Origin of the sequence: Paenibacillus sp. LC231 (assembly GCF_001860525.1) — a bacterium.
Lineage (GTDB): Bacteria > Bacillota > Bacilli > Paenibacillales > Paenibacillaceae > Paenibacillus_AQ.
The window spans coordinates 183,969-201,826 of sequence record NZ_JFOM01000010.1 but is presented as its reverse complement, the minus strand read 5'-3'; the positions used below and the strand labels follow the sequence as shown (position 1 = coordinate 201,826).

At 44.7% G+C, this 17,858-nt stretch carries 16 protein-coding genes; 15 read left to right on the top strand and 1 reads right to left on the bottom strand.

Annotated features, from left to right (window positions below):
• Window positions 1-28 precede the first annotated feature (28 nt).
• Window positions 29-499: a VanZ family protein gene (locus AK95_RS06980; protein ID WP_071219253.1), complete on the bottom strand. Its 471-nt coding sequence runs from the start codon at window positions 497-499 to the stop codon at window positions 29-31.
• A 263-nt stretch (window positions 500-762) separates the two neighbouring features.
• On the opposite strand from AK95_RS06980, the gene AK95_RS06975 reads away from it, so the two are divergent.
• The 15 genes from AK95_RS06975 to AK95_RS06905 all read left to right on the top strand — a co-directional run bounded on the left by AK95_RS06975 (window position 763) and on the right by AK95_RS06905 (window position 17,858).
• Complete coding sequence (locus AK95_RS06975; RefSeq protein ID WP_162487550.1) at window positions 763-2,706, top strand: glycosyl hydrolase family 28-related protein; 1,944 nt, start codon at window positions 763-765, stop codon at window positions 2,704-2,706.
• 364 nt (window positions 2,707-3,070) lie between these two features.
• Complete coding sequence (locus AK95_RS06970) at window positions 3,071-3,823, top strand: YveK family protein (protein WP_071219251.1); 753 nt, start codon at window positions 3,071-3,073, stop codon at window positions 3,821-3,823.
• Window positions 3,804-4,445: a CpsD/CapB family tyrosine-protein kinase gene (locus AK95_RS06965; protein ID WP_071219250.1), complete on the top strand. Its 642-nt coding sequence runs from the start codon at window positions 3,804-3,806 to the stop codon at window positions 4,443-4,445. The genes AK95_RS06970 and AK95_RS06965 overlap by 20 nt, the downstream gene beginning before the upstream one ends.
• Before the next feature lie 289 nt (window positions 4,446-4,734).
• Window positions 4,735-5,634, top strand: a complete 900-nt coding sequence (gene galU / locus AK95_RS06960; protein ID WP_481855819.1) for a UTP--glucose-1-phosphate uridylyltransferase GalU — start codon at window positions 4,735-4,737, stop codon at window positions 5,632-5,634.
• A 7-nt stretch (window positions 5,635-5,641) separates the two neighbouring features.
• Window positions 5,642-6,340 (top strand): sugar transferase, encoded by a 699-nt coding sequence (locus tag AK95_RS06955; protein ID WP_071219249.1) that lies wholly within the window; start codon window positions 5,642-5,644, stop codon window positions 6,338-6,340.
• Between the two features lie 23 nt (window positions 6,341-6,363).
• On the top strand, window positions 6,364-7,293 hold the full coding sequence (locus AK95_RS06950) for a glycosyltransferase family 2 protein (protein ID WP_235613035.1): 930 nt from the start codon (window positions 6,364-6,366) through the stop codon (window positions 7,291-7,293).
• Complete coding sequence (locus AK95_RS06945; RefSeq protein ID WP_071219248.1) at window positions 7,272-8,696, top strand: O-antigen ligase family protein; 1,425 nt, start codon at window positions 7,272-7,274, stop codon at window positions 8,694-8,696. Before AK95_RS06950 ends, AK95_RS06945 begins: the two co-directional genes overlap by 22 nt.
• A gap of 1 nt (window position 8,697) precedes the next feature.
• Window positions 8,698-9,483: an SGNH/GDSL hydrolase family protein gene (locus AK95_RS06940; RefSeq protein ID WP_071219247.1), complete on the top strand. Its 786-nt coding sequence runs from the start codon at window positions 8,698-8,700 to the stop codon at window positions 9,481-9,483.
• A complete protein-coding gene (locus tag AK95_RS06935; RefSeq protein ID WP_071219246.1) occupies window positions 9,480-10,625 on the top strand; it encodes a glycosyltransferase family 4 protein in 1,146 nt (381 codons plus the stop codon). Before AK95_RS06940 ends, AK95_RS06935 begins: the two co-directional genes overlap by 4 nt.
• Before the next feature lie 19 nt (window positions 10,626-10,644).
• Window positions 10,645-11,991 carry a lipopolysaccharide biosynthesis protein gene (locus AK95_RS06930; RefSeq protein WP_071219245.1) on the top strand — a complete coding sequence of 449 codons (1,347 nt, stop codon included), beginning with the start codon at window positions 10,645-10,647 and terminating at the stop codon, window positions 11,989-11,991.
• Window positions 11,992-12,030: 39 nt separating this feature from the next.
• Window positions 12,031-13,125 (top strand): glycosyltransferase family 4 protein, encoded by a 1,095-nt coding sequence (locus tag AK95_RS06925; RefSeq protein WP_071219244.1) that lies wholly within the window; start codon window positions 12,031-12,033, stop codon window positions 13,123-13,125.
• A 28-nt stretch (window positions 13,126-13,153) separates the two neighbouring features.
• Window positions 13,154-14,275 carry a glycosyltransferase family 4 protein gene (locus tag AK95_RS06920; RefSeq protein WP_071219243.1) on the top strand — a complete coding sequence of 374 codons (1,122 nt, stop codon included), beginning with the start codon at window positions 13,154-13,156 and terminating at the stop codon, window positions 14,273-14,275.
• A gap of 63 nt (window positions 14,276-14,338) precedes the next feature.
• Complete coding sequence (locus AK95_RS06915) at window positions 14,339-15,526, top strand: glycosyltransferase family 4 protein (RefSeq protein WP_071219242.1); 1,188 nt, start codon at window positions 14,339-14,341, stop codon at window positions 15,524-15,526.
• Complete coding sequence (locus AK95_RS06910) at window positions 15,523-16,719, top strand: glycosyltransferase family 4 protein (RefSeq protein WP_071219241.1); 1,197 nt, start codon at window positions 15,523-15,525, stop codon at window positions 16,717-16,719. Before AK95_RS06915 ends, AK95_RS06910 begins: the two co-directional genes overlap by 4 nt.
• The gene (locus AK95_RS06905) at window positions 16,719-17,858 is read left to right on the top strand and encodes a glycosyltransferase (RefSeq protein WP_083397546.1); all 1,140 of its coding nucleotides are present in this window, start codon (window positions 16,719-16,721) and stop codon (window positions 17,856-17,858) included. The genes AK95_RS06910 and AK95_RS06905 overlap by 1 nt, the downstream gene beginning before the upstream one ends.

The window sequence follows — 17,858 nt, the reverse complement described above, 5'->3', positions numbered from 1 at the left end:
GTCATTATATAACACGATACAAATCGTATCAATGTTTTTTTTCTCCTTGTTTTGGATGATTTGAATTGGTTGAAATAACAAGATTAACGCTTCGTCTCCTCCTAGAGCTCTTACGGAACAGGATGAGACAGCAAAAATAAGCCAGGAGAACACCGAAGGAGTCATTGATCACATCATAGATCCGGCCACCCCGAAAAAAGAAGAGCTGGAGGGTCTCTGTTAAGGCAGCGTAAATGATAGATAAATAAAAAGCCGATTTATATTTCCCGAAATTTGAAGCGAGCAAGGCAAGAATAAAGAAACCGATGAAATGGCCTATTTTCCGCAAAACCCAGTCGTGGCTATCCCATTGGAAATCAAGCTTTAGCAATTCCGACCAATTGGGATTTGGATTGAGCTGAAAATCAATAATATGATATTGGATCAGAAGATTGAAGTTAACTGAGCATGTGAATATAAATAGGACAATTGCCCAGATAACCATAAGAACGATACGCATAGGATAGCCCCTTTTCTTGATATTGCTTCAATTACTATTACATTTTTGTTAAACACAGGAACATGTACGATCGTTGATACATAATGTATCTAATTAAGTTTGTATATTATAGCAGCCACAGATTTATTTCAAGGTTAACCCATAGCTGGTTTTGTATTCGGTGAGTGTTTTCTTCTAAAGGTATCCTAGTTTTAGCGTTACGGAATGGATTCTACGATAGCAGCTAGGAGGAGTTTATCATGGCTACACAGCGGACGGATTATATGAAGATGAATACATGGTCGCCCACAGATCCAATACTTCCGGAAGAACTCAGCTCTAACTTTGTTATGTTAGATGAGGAAATGAAAAACCATGGGATCAATGTTAAATGGTTTGGCGCTGTCGGTGACGGCAAAACAGATGATACCGCAGCTTTCCAGGCAGCAATGAGCATGTGTGACAAGCGTTATAAAATGTTTGTACCAGCAGGTACTTATCGCATCAGGCAAACCATAGAGAATAACAGTCGCGGGATATTCGGCATAGCTCCTTATGTGGACAGCGGAGAGATGGGAACCCATATCATTTGGGATCCGGTAGATGTTTCAAGCGACCTGCTACCTTGCATTAGAATCCGTAATTCTGGCGACAAAGCAATTTTTGAGGACTTTACGGTTACCGGTATTGCCGACTACAATTCCAGGAACCTTTCGACTTGGATTGATAAAGAAAGCTTTGATCAAAGCAGCTACAGCATGTTTGCTGTGGGAACAGCGGCAATCGAAGTGACAGGTAAAGCTACGCCCATATTCAGAAATATCAGAACTTCGGGCGTAAAAGTCGGCCAGCTGCTTAACAGCACGAATGGTCATGTTTATTCGTACGATTCTAGCTGGAACGGTTTAATCGGTGTATACTGCCGGATTAATTCAGGGGATTATTTCTATCAAGGCGGAGGAATATCAGGCGCGTTCTGCGGGGTAATGCTGGGTACCCTGTTGAATGCAGGTCATCGCGGCGGATTTGATGCCCACTTGCACCGGACGCATCTAGGGTTCTCTCCTTATGCCATCTATCAATGCATAGACAGCAAAATGGATGAGTATAATCAGGCCTCCACGGTTCGGGGATTAAGCGGGATGTACACGAGCGCTCAGTTTGAACAATGCGGAGAGGCAGCCATCAAATTGCTGAGCAAATCAGCAACCTCCAATTTAAGGATGTTTGGTTTCGGATTCTCTTGGTCGGTGCCCACCTATTCCGGAAATACGGGGACCTGGGAGTTTCCGCTACCGGATGAAATAAAACCCCTTAGTGAGAAGCAGCAGTTTGCGGCTTGGTTCGGAACGATTACGGCCCCAGTCACATTTAATGATGATCTTGGAACATTAAGGAAATCCTCAGCTCCCGGGGCAATGGGCTCAGCATATATCGATATCTTGACTGGTGACAAGGAATCCGATCTTTGCGGTTTGGTAATTCCAGATACGGTAATCCGAAGGAAAGTTACCCCGTTATATAAAACGGTTGATTTACGAGCTCGAATGGAAGAGAGGGAACATCGTGCGCTTATGCCAGTTTCGGCGCCGAATCTGCTCTCAAATCCGGAAAATCTATCCAATTGGACGATCTCCAACGGCGGCTCTCTCAGCCTCGTCACCGTGGATCAGATACCCATTCCCATTACGAATGAAATGAAACAAGTGCTTGGTAATCAGCCTGTCATATTGAAGGTAACACCTGACGGAGTCCATTCACCGAGTATAAGAATCAAATTCAGTGGCTCGACCTTACCTTATCAAGGGGATGCCAATCGAAATCTTGCCATGCAATATTTTATTTTGGAAACGGAGTTTGAAGGTGGTTCTTCATATAAATCGATAGGACGTATTTCAGCACAGAACGCAGAGTATATTTTTAATGATGCGATGACATGGAAGACTAAGGACTGGAAGCATATTCGTGGAAGGGAGATGGCAAGCAAAACGGGGTTGCTTTATGATTTTAGCATAGGGTTTATTCCGAAATCTGGCGAGACTTATATTGCAGGATTAATGGTGACGTGGGATCATATCGGTTCCTATTCCCCTTATTCTCATAGCTATATGACGGATTCACTTGAAATCGGCGGATCCGGTAATGGTATCTTCTTAACAGATTCCGTAACAGATGTTAGATACCGAATCACGATTGCCAATGGCAGTTTGCAAATCACTCAAGCATGACGGCAAGATTCAATTTCAAAAAAATCCAGGGAACGGCTCGTTGATAGTCACATATCAACGAGCCAATTTTTATTTTGTGAAGACAACACTACTTCAAAGGGAAATCATGAAATTCTTAATGAATAGTAAGCGCTAACAATAGAATGTTCGTTTTTGTTTTGATACGAATTGTGTCATTTTTTATGAAATGAAATGAAAATTAACCTTGACATGATACAAACTGTATCGTAAATTATGGGATATAAATTGTATACGTATTGTATTGTTCAAGGATGAAGACAAGGATATCTTCGTATCCTCAACGGTTTCAAAAACAGCATCAATCAATAATCTATACCAGAATTCAACAGGGGGCTGCAATAGCATGGAACTCAAACAATATTTTCGAGTTGTTCGAAAAAGATGGTGGTTAATCGCAGTCATTGTAATCATTGCAATGGCAGCAGCCGGCGTGAAAAGCTTCCTATTTACGACACCTATCTATGCTGCAAACGCCAAGCTTATCGTTAACCAATCATCAGGGGATGGGGCAGCGACGTTAAATGCCAGCACAATCCAGACCAGTATATTTCTCATTAATTCTTATAAGGAAATTATCAAGTCATCGGCCGTCATGAACAAGGTTGTCGAGAAATACCCGGAATTGGGAGAGAGTCCTGCTCAATTGGCAGCGAAGATTTCCGTGACTTCGGCAAATAATTCGCAAGTCATGAACTTGCTGTACCAGGATACTTCCTATGCGAAGGCCGCGAAGGTCGTTAATGGGGTCTCTACCGTGTTCAAGGAGCAAATTCCGAACATCATGAATGTGGATAATATCACGATATTAAGTGAAGCCGATGCGGCAATTACTCCGGCCCCCATAAATCTCAATCCGCTTATGAACATACTGATCAGTTTCGTCGTTTCGCTCATTCTCGCGATCGGATTCGTCTTTCTCTTGGATTATCTTGACGATACGCTCGAGACCGAAGCTGACATTATTGAGATTATGAACGTTCCGGTACTAGCCGTGGTCGGTAAGATTAGCAAAAGCGACCTAAGGAAGTCGGCGAGAGTGAAGGCAATCGAAAAACAAAAAGTAGGTGAGAATCAATATGCGACGCTCAACCAATGACATTAATCTTGTTGTTTCCCATAACCCGAAATCACAGGTTTCGGAAGTATACCGCCTCCTCCGAACGAAAATTCCATTTTTCTCCAAAGATCAGGATTTAAAGACGGTTATGGTCACATCCTCTCAGCCAGGGGAAGGCAAAACCACTACCATAAGCAATCTGGCAGTTACTTACGCACAGGAAGGCAAGAAGGTGCTCTTGATTGATGCAGATCTGCGAAAGCCCTCATTACATCGCGTGTTCTCCCAAATGAATCATCAAGGCTTGAGCACGCTGCTGACAGGTTACGTTAGTATTCAGGATGCCATTATTGAAACATCGATTGATCATTTATCGCTTCTCCCTTCAGGACCGGTTCCTGCCAATCCTTCAGAATTGATTGATTCCTCGGGGATGAGGGAGCTATTGAATCAATTAAAAGAACAATATGATGTCATCCTTGTGGATACTCCGTCGGTTCTCTCTGTGTCGGACAGTGTAATTGTAAGTTCCTTTTGTGACGGCGTTATCCTGGTCGCTGCTGCCGGCAAGGTAAAAAAGGATCATCTTAAGAAGGCGAAAGAACAGTTGGATCATGTGAATGCCCGCATGCTAGGTATCGTATTGAATCGGGTAATTTAAGCTCTGTTCACTCCTTGGTTACAAGAAGTTAAATGAGAATTAAAAAGGTAATGTCTACTGCACCTTTATCACTGTAGACACTCGGTCACGCTGTGGGTCTTGTAGGTTAGGAGACCTTAGACATCATTGTCGAGGGTGTGATGTGAGGATGGGTTTAATGCCCTTTTTTTGGAAGTATTAGTTATGTCCTTTTCATCTTTCGAAGAGGGCATAGCTAAGCCCTTCTGCTAAAAAGTCACTGTTTCAGGGATTTTTAAACATATTACAAATAAAGTTGGAGAGTGAATGGATGATGAGGAAAGTGAAAAAGGCAATTATCCCTGCAGCAGGGCTGGGTACGAGGTTCTTGCCTGCAACCAAGGCAATGCCGAAAGAAATGCTACCGATTGTAGATAAGCCTACTATTCAATACATCGTCGAAGAAGCGGTAGCTTCGGGGATCGAAGACATTATTATTGTGACGGGTAAAGGAAAACGCTCCATTGAAGACCATTTTGACCATGCATTCGAACTTGAGCATAATTTATTCAGCAAAGGCAAATTTGATTTACTTGACGAAGTACGTAGATCCTCTAATGTCGATATTCATTACATACGCCAGAAAGAAGCTCGCGGACTCGGACACGCGGTATGGTGCGCCCGCAATTTTATCGGTAACGAGCCGTTCGCCGTGCTGCTTGGGGATGATATTGTTCAATCCAAAACACCTTGTATCCAACAGTTGGCACAGCAGTTTGAACAGATACAGAAATCCGTGATCGGGGTTCAAAACGTTCCTTATGAACAGACGAATCGTTATGGCATTGTAGCACCTCTGGAGAGAATAGACCGATTATATGAAGTAGATTACTTTGTCGAGAAGCCACCAGTTGGTCAAGCGCCATCCCGCCTTGCTATTATGGGAAGGTATATATTGACACCCGAAATCTTTGGTTTTCTTGAGGATCAAGAGGAGGGTGCCGGCGGAGAAATTCAGCTGACCGATGCAATACAAAGACTGAACGAGACTCAAGGCGTATATGCTTACGATTTTGAAGGAATACGATATGATGTTGGCGAGAAACTTGGTTTTATTATGACAACGCTTGACTTTGCTTTGCAAAATGATGAGCTTCGCAAACCGTTGCTGCAAGGTATGGAGGCGATTCTCGAGAGAGCACTCGAGCAAAATAAATCACTAATGAGGTGAACGACAGATGTACCCCAGTCCGCAACGGAACGAAGCAGATGTTGTTTTCGAAGGAGCTTCAAATTATGCGAAATATGCCTTGGAAGACCAAAAATCCAAGTTCCTTTATCTGACGGTCAAGAGAGGGATGGACTTGTTGTTCGCACTTTTAGGACTTATTTTGCTATCGCCACTCTTTTTAATCGTATCTATACTCATTAAGCTTGAGGACCCCAAGGGGTCTGTTTTTTTTTATCAGACCCGTATTGGAAAGAACGAACGACCGTTTCGAATGTACAAATTCCGCTCCATGGTTTCAAACGCAGAGGAATTGCTGGATAAGCTCCTTGAACAGAATGAAATCAGCGGTGCCATGTTTAAGATGAAGGAAGATCCTCGCATCACGAAGATTGGAAGGTTTATTCGCAAGACCAGTATCGACGAGCTGCCGCAGTTATGGAATGTCGTTCGTGGCGAGATGTCACTTGTTGGCCCAAGGCCGGCGTTGCCCAGAGAAGTTTTGCAGTACAGCAGCTACGATAAGCTGCGATTGAAGGTGAGCCCCGGCTGTACCGGTTTATGGCAAGTGAGCGGACGGAACAATTTAAGCTTTCAAGAAATGCTCGCTTTGGATTTGGAATATATCGAACGAAGAGGAATTTGGCTGGATGTGAAAGTTATGTTCCGAACAGTAAAAATTATGATATTCCCTAACTCAGCCTATTAAATGATGGAGTGTGCGTTTAGAGAATGAACATGACGATAAGCATTATCATTCCAACTTATAAACGAGTTGAAGCTCTTCATAAATGTCTAGAGGGGATCCGGCTGCAGACAAGAGCCCCTAACGAGATCATTCTTATTGTAAGAAACACGGACCATCAGACATTGCAGCACCTTTCCTTGATGAATATAACGAACACCAAAATAGTGCTGATTGAACAAAGCGGCGTAATTGCTGCATTGAATGAGGGAATCCAACAATGTGGTGGCTCAATCGTCGTACTCACTGACGATGATACCGTTCCCCATGTCGACTGGCTTGAAAAGCTGGAACGTCATTATTTGTCGAAGCCTGATATAGGAGGTGTCGGTGGCAGGGACATCGTGCATTTCCGAGGAGTCCCCATTCCGGCGGGGAAGAGGCAGGTTGGCGTTATTAAGCCTTACGGGCGCATTATCGGAAATCATCATATTGGATTAGGAGACGCCCGTGAGGTCGATATCCTGAAGGGCGCTAATATGAGCTTTCGGAGAGAGGCTATTAAAGGCTTGAAATTTGACGGAAAATTGAAAGGAACAGGTGCTCAAGTCCATAACGAGCTAGAGTTCAGTTTGGCTGTTAAGAGTAAGGGATGGAAATTGATATACGATCCCAAAGTATGTGTGGATCATTATCCTGCTGAACGTTTTGATGAGGATCAGCGAAACAACTTTAATGAAACCGCCTTTATCAATGCTGTGCATAATGAAACCTATTCGGTGTTAAAGCATGTCACTGCGATTAACCGGGCGCTGTATCTATGCTGGGTGGTTGCCGTAGGGAGCAAGGCCACTCCTGGCTTTGTTCAATGTATACGATTGTTACCCTTACAAAGGGGCATAGCAATGAAAAAGGTGAGGTTGGCCTTAAGGGGCAGATGGGATGGTTGGAGAACATGGAGAGAATCTTTGGAATAAGCGGTACGCAAAGCGCTGTGGGACGGTGGATTCATCGCTTCATAGTACTGGCGTGTGTCATTATTCTTGGAGTCATGGTCGGAATTGTCGGATCAAATGGCTCGCTCCATGTAAGGCTCTTGGAATGCACACTCCTCCTTCTTAGCATGATGATGGCGCTTCACATCTATTTTAAATGTCCTCATATATTGATCCCTTACTCGCTATTCATGTGGGTTATGAGTCCAGAAATGAGGCGGCTGCTAGATTGGTCATTTCAAACGTATACGAACACCTCCATGATCTCTATGATACCTTATTGCGTAAGCCTGACCATGTTAATCCCGATTATCAAGAATATTAAACAACTGGATCGAAGAATCGGTCTCCTGTTGAAAATAATGGGAGTAGCTTTGATTTATGGGTTTAGCATCGGAATCCTTAAATATGGGTTATCTTCCGTTTTTGATTTGCTCAATTATGTTGTTCCATTCATGGTCTTGGCTTACGTGAACGTAAGCCGCTTCGACCAAGATGTCCGTGATAAGTGGATGAAGAGCTTTGGATATCTCGCTGTAATCGTTGCGGCATATGGGATCTATCAATATTTGGCTCTTCCTCCTTGGGATAAGTTTTGGATGATCAGCTCCGAGATGAAATCAATTGGCCTTCCTGAACCACAAAAATTTCGCGTGTTTTCATTGTTGAATTCGCCCGGTCCAGCTGGTGTGTTTCTTGCTTTGGCGCTTGCCATCATGACGGTTCAAAAAAAATGGAGAGCGTTTGGCGTGGTCGGGATCATGATCGTGGCATTCGCTCTCCTGCTGACGCTGGTTCGAGTAGGTTGGATTGCTTATGCTGTCATGATCTTTGCTTACTTTATCCGTTCCCAGCTAAAGAGCAAAATGCAACTGCTGATGTTGGGAATCGTCATTGTGCTCGCATATCAGTTCTTACTACCCGTTCTGCCAGGATCAAGCCAAGTGACTTCCCGAATCGATACGTTTGGGTCTCTTGAAGAGGATCATTCCTTTAATGAGCGGCTCCATTTTTCAACTCATATATTCTCTGCAGTTATCGCTAATCCGGTAGGAATGGGACTCGGGAGCTCGGGACTTGGGGCGAAACTAACTCAAAATTCAGACACACTGGTGGCGTTTGATAACGGGTACTTAAACTTATTTTATACCTTCGGATTACCTTTGGGATTAGCTGTTATTATCCTGTTGGGCTATCTATTTGTTTATCTCTATAAATCGAGTAGGACCGAAAAGGTCTATTCCCCGATTTCCTTTGCAGCAATCTGTGCAATTTTATTTCTATTAATGGCAAGCAATATTTTGAGTGGATTTAGCGGGTTTGTTTTGCTGCTGATCATTTCGCTCGTATATGTACCAACGTCCTCAAGTAGGGAGGGGATATGACGTGTTAATCGTATTTTTGGGTGATTCTATTACACAAGGTCTCGGCGTGAGCAAATCCGGGATGACTTATGCAAACCTATTGCACAAGAAATTGCAGCCCTTGAGTTCCCAACCGATAGAAATCATGAATTTTGGAGCTAGCGCCATGCAGGTTCACGAAACCAGAATGAAATACGAAAAAAAAATAATGGAATTGCAACCCGATATTATCGTGTTTGCGCACGGGATTACGGAATCCATCGTGAGGGAGCGCAAACAGTATCTTAGGTTCATGCCGAAGAGATGGAGAAAGCCCGGCTGGATGGATCCAAGACCATACTATTCGACGCGAAAGCCTAGAAGATGGTTGGAAATGCTGGAGTCTGGATTAAGGTGGAGAGTAAAAGTTGTCCTAATTAAAGCCATGGGCGGAAAGCCATGGATGCGTCTAGACGTATTCAAACAGCACACAACGGAATTAATTCAAAACATACTTAATCACAATAAACAAACCAAGATCATAATCCTCGCACCGGGAGATATCGAAGAGAGGTTCTTTCCGGGATCTCCCGAATCCATGGCAAAATATCGACTTGTCTTAGAAGATATTTATGAAAATAGCCGATCGACAAAACGAGTTTTTATGTGTGACTCCTCAAGACATTTACATCGCTGGAACGATTACTTTGAAGATCGCTTCCACCCGAACGAGACAGGTCATGACAAAATTGCCAAGGCAATAATGGACACCATCGTTCAAAACTCGCTATTGGGATATAACCATGTTTTGAAAGAGGTAAGCCGATGAAAATATGTTTCGTTACACACAAGGTGAAGAAAGGAGACGGGCAGGGAAGGGTTAATTATGAGGTCATTACGGAAGCCATAAAGCAAGGACATGACGTTACCATCATATCTTCAGAGCTAGCGGAGGAGCTTGGAGTCCACCCACAAATTACGTGGATAAAGATCGGCTCAAAGAAGATCCCAACTATGCTGCTCAAGTATCAATGGTTCGCTTTGATGTCTGCAATTTGGATATGGACGAACCGGAGAGGCATAGATTTGGTCGTTGTAAACGGCTTTATAACGTACTCGAATTCCGACATTAACTGCGTTCACTTTGTTCACAGCGCATGGATAAAGTCCAAGTATCATCCGTTCCGGGAGCAAAAAAATGCAAGAAGCTTCTATCAATTGGTGTACAGCGGCCTGAATTCATTCTTGGAACGCCATGCATTGAAGCGGACCCGACAAATTGTAGCGGTATCGGAACAGGTCAAGCAAGAACTGATGCAGGATGCCCGCGTTCAGGATCACCGAATATCAGTGGTTTCCAATGGGGTTGATTTGAACGAATTCTACCCACGATCGGTGAACCGTGCCGACTTTAACCTGGCTGATGATCGAACCTACGCATTATTTGCCGGAGACCTGAAATCCAAACGCAAAAATCTGGATAGCGTGCTGTTGGCATTGGCTAAAGTCGAGCATGTCGATCTCGTAGTGCTCGGATATACCGAGAAAAGCCCATATCCCAAATTAGCTGAGCAATTAGGGATCAGCCACCGCATACATTTTTTTGGATATCGGCGGGATGTAGCAGAGATTATGTCTCTTGCTGACATATTTATTTTCCCTTCCAGGTATGAGCCGTTCTCTCTCGTTATTTTGGAGGCGATGGCCTCGGGTCTGCCGGTAATCACTAGCAATCGCTGCGGTGCCGTTGAGCTTCTGTCCAATCAATCGGCCGTCATTATCGAGGATCCGGACGATACCTTTGCTTTAATTCAGGCGCTTAGGGAGCTGTGTTCCAACCGGGAGCGGCTGGAATTGATGGCACGGAAGGCAAGGGAGGATGCACTAGGTAACTCCTGGGAGCATATGTCCGGCAAATACCTGCAACTGTTCCATCAAGCTTCGAATATAAAATTTAAGACCGGTAACTAGGCCTGAAGGGATACTATTAATGGCGATCACTAATTTAATAAAGCACAGAAGGAATTGGGGCAGTCTAGGAAACGTCGTTCAAATATTTGCATCCAATGTATTCATCCTTGGATTAAATGTGTTAACTGGCATTATTATTGCGCGGTTCTTAGGGCCGGAAGGACGAGGGGAACAAGCTGCCATGATTATGTGGCCCAGATTTTTGGCTTATTCCTTAACATTAGGGATTCCGGCCGCGTTGGTGTATTACATGAAGAAAAAGGATGGAAATCAGGGCTCTCTATATGTAACGTCGTTATATATGTGCGTATTGCTCGGGTGTGCCGCTATGGCAATCGGTGCAGTCATCATCCCATTCTGGATGAAAGGATATTCCGATCAGGTCATTGAATTTGCCGTCTGGGCACTGGTTATGTCGCCCATTGCCATGATCGGCACGGTCAATACGGCCGCCCTGCAATCCAGAGAAGAGTATCACCTCTACAATTTCATGAGATACATTCCGGTACTTGGGACGTTAATCCTGCTGTGCGTTCTTGTCGTGACAGGACATGTTACGCCGTTCCTCACATCGGTGGCATACCTCCTTCCAGCAATCCCGATTGCCATATGGACGACGTTTAAACTGGTTTCCCATTATAAGATGAAGCAGAAGAATAAAATCGAGACCGGAAAGAAACTTCTAGGATACGGAATCAGGTCGTACGGGACGGATGTAGCGGGAACCTTCTCCGGATATATCGACCAGATTTTAGTCGTCGGCTTATTGTCTCCGAGCGCTCTGGGCTTATATGTCGTGTCCTTGAACCTTGCGAAAATGTTGAATACGATTCAAGGTGCCATTACCTCGGTCTTGTTCCCTAAGGCCTCGGGGCTCCAGCAGGCGGAGGCTCTCCGGTTGACCTTTAAGGTAACTCGAATCAGCGCAGTTGTCACCTTTTTTGTAGGTACAGCAGTTTACATGGTTGCCCCTTATCTCCTGATCCTCTTGTACGGCAAATCGTTCGTGGAGGCAGTTTCGGTATTCCGGATCTTGATCTTTCAAACAGCGATTACGAGCATTTCATGGATTCTGGCTCAAGGCTTTATGGCCATCGGCAAACCTGGATCCGTGACAATCATTCGCATTTCCACGCTGGGAATGAACATTATTTTAATGAATATATTCATTCCTCTTCTGGGCATTCAAGGTGCGGCGATTTCCTTATTGGCCACGTCACTGGTAGAAATAACGGTTATTTTTCTGATCTATACCTTAAAGCATCACGTTATGTTCCAACAATGGGTCATTTCGAAAGGTGATATTCTATGGCTGTTGGAGCGTATACGTCGTCAAAAAGAACGCAGCAAAGAATCGATGTTATAGCGATGGAAGCACGGAAGATCATGAAGAAGAGGTGATCATTTGAATATTCTGCATATTGCCAATCATGTTAAGCAGTCCGGGAATGGCATTGTCAATGTCATGATTGACGTGGCATGCGAGCAAGCTATGCTGGGACACAAAGTTGCGGTGGCATCAGAGGGAGGCGAGTATTCAGCATTGTTGCGGCAACATAACATAGAGCATTATAAGCTGGATCAGACGAGAAGGCCGCTGCAAATCATGCAGGCTTTTTTTCGTTTCCGGGACATCGTCAAACGTTTCCAGCCGGATGTTATTCATGCGCACATGATGACAGGCGCCTTGCTCTCCCGGTATTTAAAAGGATTCAGTAAATATAAGATCGTTACCCATGTTCATAACGAGTTCCAGAAGAGCGCCGACTACATGAAGGTAGGGGATACGGTTATTGTGGTAAGTCACGCGGTAGCAAAATCGATGGCCAAGCGGGGAGTCGATTCACAGAAGCTCCGCGTTGTTCTGAACGGAACAATTGGAAGCAGGAGAAATGAGCATGCGGCAGGCATCCCGCTCAAGGGACGTTCCATCGTTACCGTTGCCGGGTTAAATGAACGAAAAGGCATAGCTGATCTTATTGAGGCATTTAGTATCGTCTCTGAGCAATGTCCGGATTCTGAGCTGTATATTGTGGGGGACGGTCCAGAGAGAGAGAGCTTTAAGATAATGGCCTCCCAATCGTCGAACCATCATAGAATTCATTTTGAAGGATTCCAAACAAACCCCCAAAAATACATGGGTTCGTCCGAAGTATTTGTGTTAGCTTCGCACAAAGATCCGTTTCCGTTAGTGCTGCTTGAGGCCAGGGAATCAGGCTGTGCCATTGTCGCTACCGATGTGGATGGCATACCAGAGGCGTTGGATTTCGGCAAATCGGGCATGCTGGTACCGCCTAAGGCACCGGAAAAGTTGGCAGAGGCTATCTTGAACATGTTGAATGACGAAGAACTCCGTGAAAAATACAAGAGATCTGCCGGGCAGGGGCTGGATTTTTATAAAGTGGAGCGTGTTGCGAAAGAGACAATTGAGATCTATGAGGATCTTCTGAACGGTAAATACCGAATGAGCCGGAGAGAAGAATTGAATGGAATGGAATAAAATCGATTGAATAATTGGAGTGAATCCCGTGAAAGTAGCCATGATTGCAAATTCTAATCATAATATGAACTCCGGTGTATCAGGAACCAGGTTGGCGATTGCGGAATCCTTAAGGAATCTAGGCGTACACGTAGATACTTATTTCATGGACGACTTAAAAGTATTTAACGGCGGAATCCTGGACAAAATGATCTTTCCATGGAAGCTAGCATCGAAATTATCGAGCTGGAAAGATTACGACCTTCTGGATATCGCCTCCGGGGACAGTTGGGTATTGTCATACTTCAAAAAGCGCCCTGTTATCGTCTCAAGCAGTCATGGACTTGAACACTTGGCGCATAAAGAAATACTGGAAGAGAATCGGTTGGGCAATTTATCACTTAGCAAAAAGTATTTTATCTACTGGGGTGGCTACCGGATTTGGGAAGTATCGGAATCTTTCAAAAGATCGGACTTTTCGATTGTCCTTAACTCCGAAGATAAAGATTTCGTGCAGGATCAGCTGGGGAAAGAAACATTCAAAATTAGCGCTATTTTTAACGGGATACCAAGTTATCTATTAAATCTGCCACTTGAGGATATAGAACTTGAGAATATGCCGGTGATTCGAATTGCGCAGGTAGGAAGTTACATTCATAGGAAGGGCATTACATACAGCACTCAAGCTCTAAATGCCATTCTCGGAAAGTTTCCACATGTTGAGGTGGCCTTTATGGGAACCGGTTGTGAGAAGGAAAGAGTGATATCCGATTTCGACCCGGAGGTAAGGGAGCGGGTTACGGTAATCCCGTCATATCAACACAGTGAATTACCTCGCATGTTAAAAGGGTATCACATTAAATTGTTTCCAACGCTCTCCGAGGGATTCGGAAAAACGTTGGTCGAATGCATGGCATGCGGCCTTGCTCCGATAACAACGGATACGGCAGGTCCGGCCGATATTGTGACGGATGGCGTGGATGCCCTCGTCATACCAAAGCGTGACATTGACAAAATGGTTCAGGCTCTAGCGAACCTGATAGAGGATCCGGTATTGTTGCGGCAGCTTCGCCACAATGCTTACCGCAGGGCACAAACATTTACTTGGGACAATGCAGCGAGAAACCGGTTAGACTGCTACAAGAGAGCGATTCAACATTTACGGAGATAAGGTAATGGGTCATGATGAGCGAAACTATCCGCTTGTAATTAATTTTAAGAAAAGAGAGATACCATGAATGTGCTTTCAACCGGAATGGGATGGATCGATATCCAGCATGGAGGTTTAAACCGTTACTTTGCGGATTACACCAAAGCTATGAAAGAATTTGGTCATTCTGAATTGGGTTTTGTAGTTGCGCCTAAAGGAGCGGAGCTGCCTACAGACCAGAATATCAATAACGCGACTCAAGAAATAAGAATCAATCATTTTCTTCCCCGCATGAGATCGGTTCAAAGGCATGCAGTAGAAGCTGTAAGAAGCTTTCGTCCGGATGTATTTAATCCACATTTTGCGTTTTACACAACCATGGTTACAAGAAACCATATCCCAGCGCATATTCCAATTGTCACCCACTTCCATGGACCATGGGCAATGGAATCCAGAGTAGAAGAGAAGTCAACTGCGGGTGCAATAAAAAATACAAAGTATTGGATCAAAAAGCAAGTAGAGCAATTGACCTACCGCCGTTCCGACAGTTTTATCGTACTTAGTGAGTATTTCCGTGATGTATTGACCGAAACCTACGGCGTAGATGAGCGGAAAATACATATCATACCCGGTGCAGTGGATCATAATCGCTTCCGGCCGCATCCAGATCGTAATGAATTGAGACTGCAATTAGGCATCTCCTCCTATCAACCTTTACTCTTCTGTATCAGAAGATTGGTACGCAGGATGGGGATCGACCGACTGATTCATGCCATGGTGGATGTGGTTCGAGTATTCCCTGAGGTCCGATTGTTCATCGGCGGAGACGGGCCGATGCGGGCGGAGTATGAAGCGCTGATCCTTCGCCTTGGACTTTCTCCCAATGTGAAACTGCTTGGCAGAATATCCAATGAGGAGCTTGTTGAGTACTATCAGGCTGCGGATATCAGTTTGGTGCCGACACTGACTTTGGAGGGATTCGGCCTTATAACTATTGAGTCGCTCGCTTGTGGCACGCCGGTACTAGGAACTCCTTACGGGGGAACAAAAGAAATCCTTCATCAGATATCGGATGATTTGATGTTTAAAGACGGTACTGCTGAATCGATTAGCAAAAAAATTATTGATGTTCTGAATAAAGATTCATTCCTTCCTTCGCGGGAAGCGTGCAGGGATCATGTATTGAATCGGTATACATGGAGTCGAGTGGCAGAATCGGTGACCGAAGTATTTACCGAAGAAGTCGAGAAAAGAAAGGTGTTCAGAACATGAAAATCGCCTTTTATAACCATACAAGCACGGTAAGCGGGGCGGAAATCAGTCTCCTGTTGACCGCAAAATATTTAACGGAGGCGTATCCGATTATATTTGCCCCGGAAGGGGAGCTGCTGCAGAAGGCACGCCATACAGGGATCGAGGTTGTTGCTCTGCCAAGCTATCGGGCGAGAATGACCAGAAATCCATTTCTGCTTATTGTCTATATGATAGGGATGCTGTGGGCAGGATGGAAGCTTGCTCTTCTCATGAAAAAAAGCCGAGTGGATCTCATCCATGCAAATTCCATAAGAGCAGGTATCATGGCCGGACTATTCAGATGGTACCATCGACTACCCGTTGTATGGCACATTCGAGACATGCCTCCCAAAGGTAATATTGGCAAGCTTATCAAAAGGTTTGCAGGGAGTACGGCTAAAGCGCTGATCTGTATTTCAGAATCTGTCTTACAAAGTATGGAGCATCCTTCCGTAGCTGGGCGTTGTCGCCTTGTGCATAACGGTGTGGAGCTGAAGATTTTTCATAAAGAAGAGAAACAAAGGATTAAAAACCGAATCCGTTCGGAATTACAAACTTCCCAAGAAGCACGAGTGTTGGCCATTATCGGTCAAATTGCTCCATGGAAGAGGCAAGAAGATGCCATAGAAGCATTCGCCAGTCTTATTCATGAAGAACGGGATGCAGTTTTATGGATCGTCGGGGAAGCCAAGTTCAGGCATGAGAACGAACGTTATCTGGAAAGATTGCAAGAGATGGTTAAGGATTTTGGTCTTGAAGACAAAATCATATTTACCGGGTTCCGGGAAGATGTATTGGAGATCTGCTGTGCTGCGGATCTCCTTTTATTATGTTCGGATCATGAACCTTTCGGCAGAGTCATCATTGAAGCCATGTCACAAGGTACTCCTGTTGTGGGAACCAGAGGCGGCGGTGTGCCTGAGATCATTGAACATGGGATGAGCGGGTTCATGTACGAAATCGGAAACATAGATGAACTCGGTCATTATATCCGTCAAGTACTCGATGATCAGGTCATATGGTCTTTATTTAGTCAAAATGGGCAGGAAAGAGCAAGGGAGATGTTTTCCATTAAGCAGACATCTCATAAAGTTCAACAGATTTATAAGGAGCTCTTGGCGAGACCCGGCGTCGAGTTTATAGAACGCCAGCAGGCGAAGGAGATTGTATAATGCGGAATTTGAAAGTGGCTATCGTACATGATTACCTCAATCAGATGGGAGGAGCCGAACGGGTTGTGGCTGTATTCCACAAGATGTTTCCCGATGCTCCAATTTATACGACGATCGTCGATCAGAATAAACTGCTTCCCGAATTGAAAGACGCTGTGATTCATACCACGTGGATGCAGCGCATACCTGGGATATTGAGCAAATTCAAACTCTTCTTCTGGCTGTATCCTTTCGCGGTTCGATCTATGAACATAAAAGATTACGATCTTATTCTAAGCTCCAGCAGTGCTTATGCTAAAGGCGTGAGGAAGGGAAATCAGAGTGTGCACGTTTGTTATTGCCATGCTCCCATGCGCTTTGCGTGGAATTTTGAAGCCTATATGGACAGTGTGCAAGTGCCGAATCTTGTGAAGCGAATTGCCAAATGGTTTACCTACCCCCTTCAGGCATGGGATAAGAACAACTCCAAGCAGGTGGATTACCTCATTGCCAACTCCACCATCGTTAAACAGAGGATCAGGCAATGGTATGGATTAAATGCGTCCATTATATTTCCTCCTGTAGAAGTTAGCCGGTTTAGCATCAATGAAGAGAAGCCGGAAGATTATTTCCTGGTTGTTTCCAGACTAGTATCTTACAAAAGAATTGACCTCGCCGTAGAGGCCTGTACCCGGTTGGGCAGACGGCTGCTCGTGGTTGGGGATGGACCGGATCGACAGAGGCTTGAGCAGTTAGCAGGTGATAACATCACTTTTCTCGGCAGAAAAAGTGATGCAGAGGTTGTCCGCTATATGCAGCGTTGCCAAGCGCTCATTTTTCCGGGGATTGAGGATTTCGGGATTACACCGCTTGAAGTGAATGCATGCGGTCGCCCGATCATTGCTTACCATGAGGGTGGAGCTTTGGACACGGTTGTAGCGGAGAAGACGGGGCTGTTTTTCAATGAACAGTCGATAGACTCGCTTTCCGAAATAATTAGACGCTTTGATCAATATGATTGGAATCCGGAATGGATTCGGCAGCATGCTGAGAAATTTAGCGAGGATGTATTCGTCAAACGGCTGCAGTCCAGCATCGACGGCCTGATCAGAGCAAGAGAGATTAACGCTAAGCTTATGGAAGTTGAAGGGAGCTATTAA

Excerpts from the sequence above, each read along its gene's own strand:
- AK95_RS06980 (WP_071219253.1), bottom strand. The coding sequence starts at position 499 with ATGCGTATCGTTCTTATGGTTATCTGGGCAATTGTCCTATTTATATTC.
- AK95_RS06975 (WP_162487550.1), top strand. The coding sequence starts at position 763 with ATGAAGATGAATACATGGTCGCCCACAGATCCAATACTTCCGGAAGAA.
- AK95_RS06970 (WP_071219251.1), top strand. The coding sequence starts at position 3,071 with ATGGAACTCAAACAATATTTTCGAGTTGTTCGAAAAAGATGGTGGTTA.
- AK95_RS06965 (WP_071219250.1), top strand. The coding sequence starts at position 3,804 with ATGCGACGCTCAACCAATGACATTAATCTTGTTGTTTCCCATAACCCG.
- galU (WP_481855819.1), top strand. The coding sequence starts at position 4,735 with ATGATGAGGAAAGTGAAAAAGGCAATTATCCCTGCAGCAGGGCTGGGT.
- AK95_RS06955 (WP_071219249.1), top strand. The coding sequence starts at position 5,642 with ATGTACCCCAGTCCGCAACGGAACGAAGCAGATGTTGTTTTCGAAGGA.
- AK95_RS06950 (WP_235613035.1), top strand. The coding sequence starts at position 6,364 with ATGAACATGACGATAAGCATTATCATTCCAACTTATAAACGAGTTGAA.
- AK95_RS06945 (WP_071219248.1), top strand. The coding sequence starts at position 7,272 with ATGGAGAGAATCTTTGGAATAAGCGGTACGCAAAGCGCTGTGGGACGG.
- AK95_RS06935 (WP_071219246.1), top strand. The coding sequence starts at position 9,480 with ATGAAAATATGTTTCGTTACACACAAGGTGAAGAAAGGAGACGGGCAG.
- AK95_RS06930 (WP_071219245.1), top strand. The coding sequence starts at position 10,645 with ATGGCGATCACTAATTTAATAAAGCACAGAAGGAATTGGGGCAGTCTA.
- AK95_RS06915 (WP_071219242.1), top strand. The coding sequence starts at position 14,339 with ATGAATGTGCTTTCAACCGGAATGGGATGGATCGATATCCAGCATGGA.
- AK95_RS06910 (WP_071219241.1), top strand. The coding sequence starts at position 15,523 with ATGAAAATCGCCTTTTATAACCATACAAGCACGGTAAGCGGGGCGGAA.
- AK95_RS06905 (WP_083397546.1), top strand. The coding sequence starts at position 16,719 with ATGCGGAATTTGAAAGTGGCTATCGTACATGATTACCTCAATCAGATG.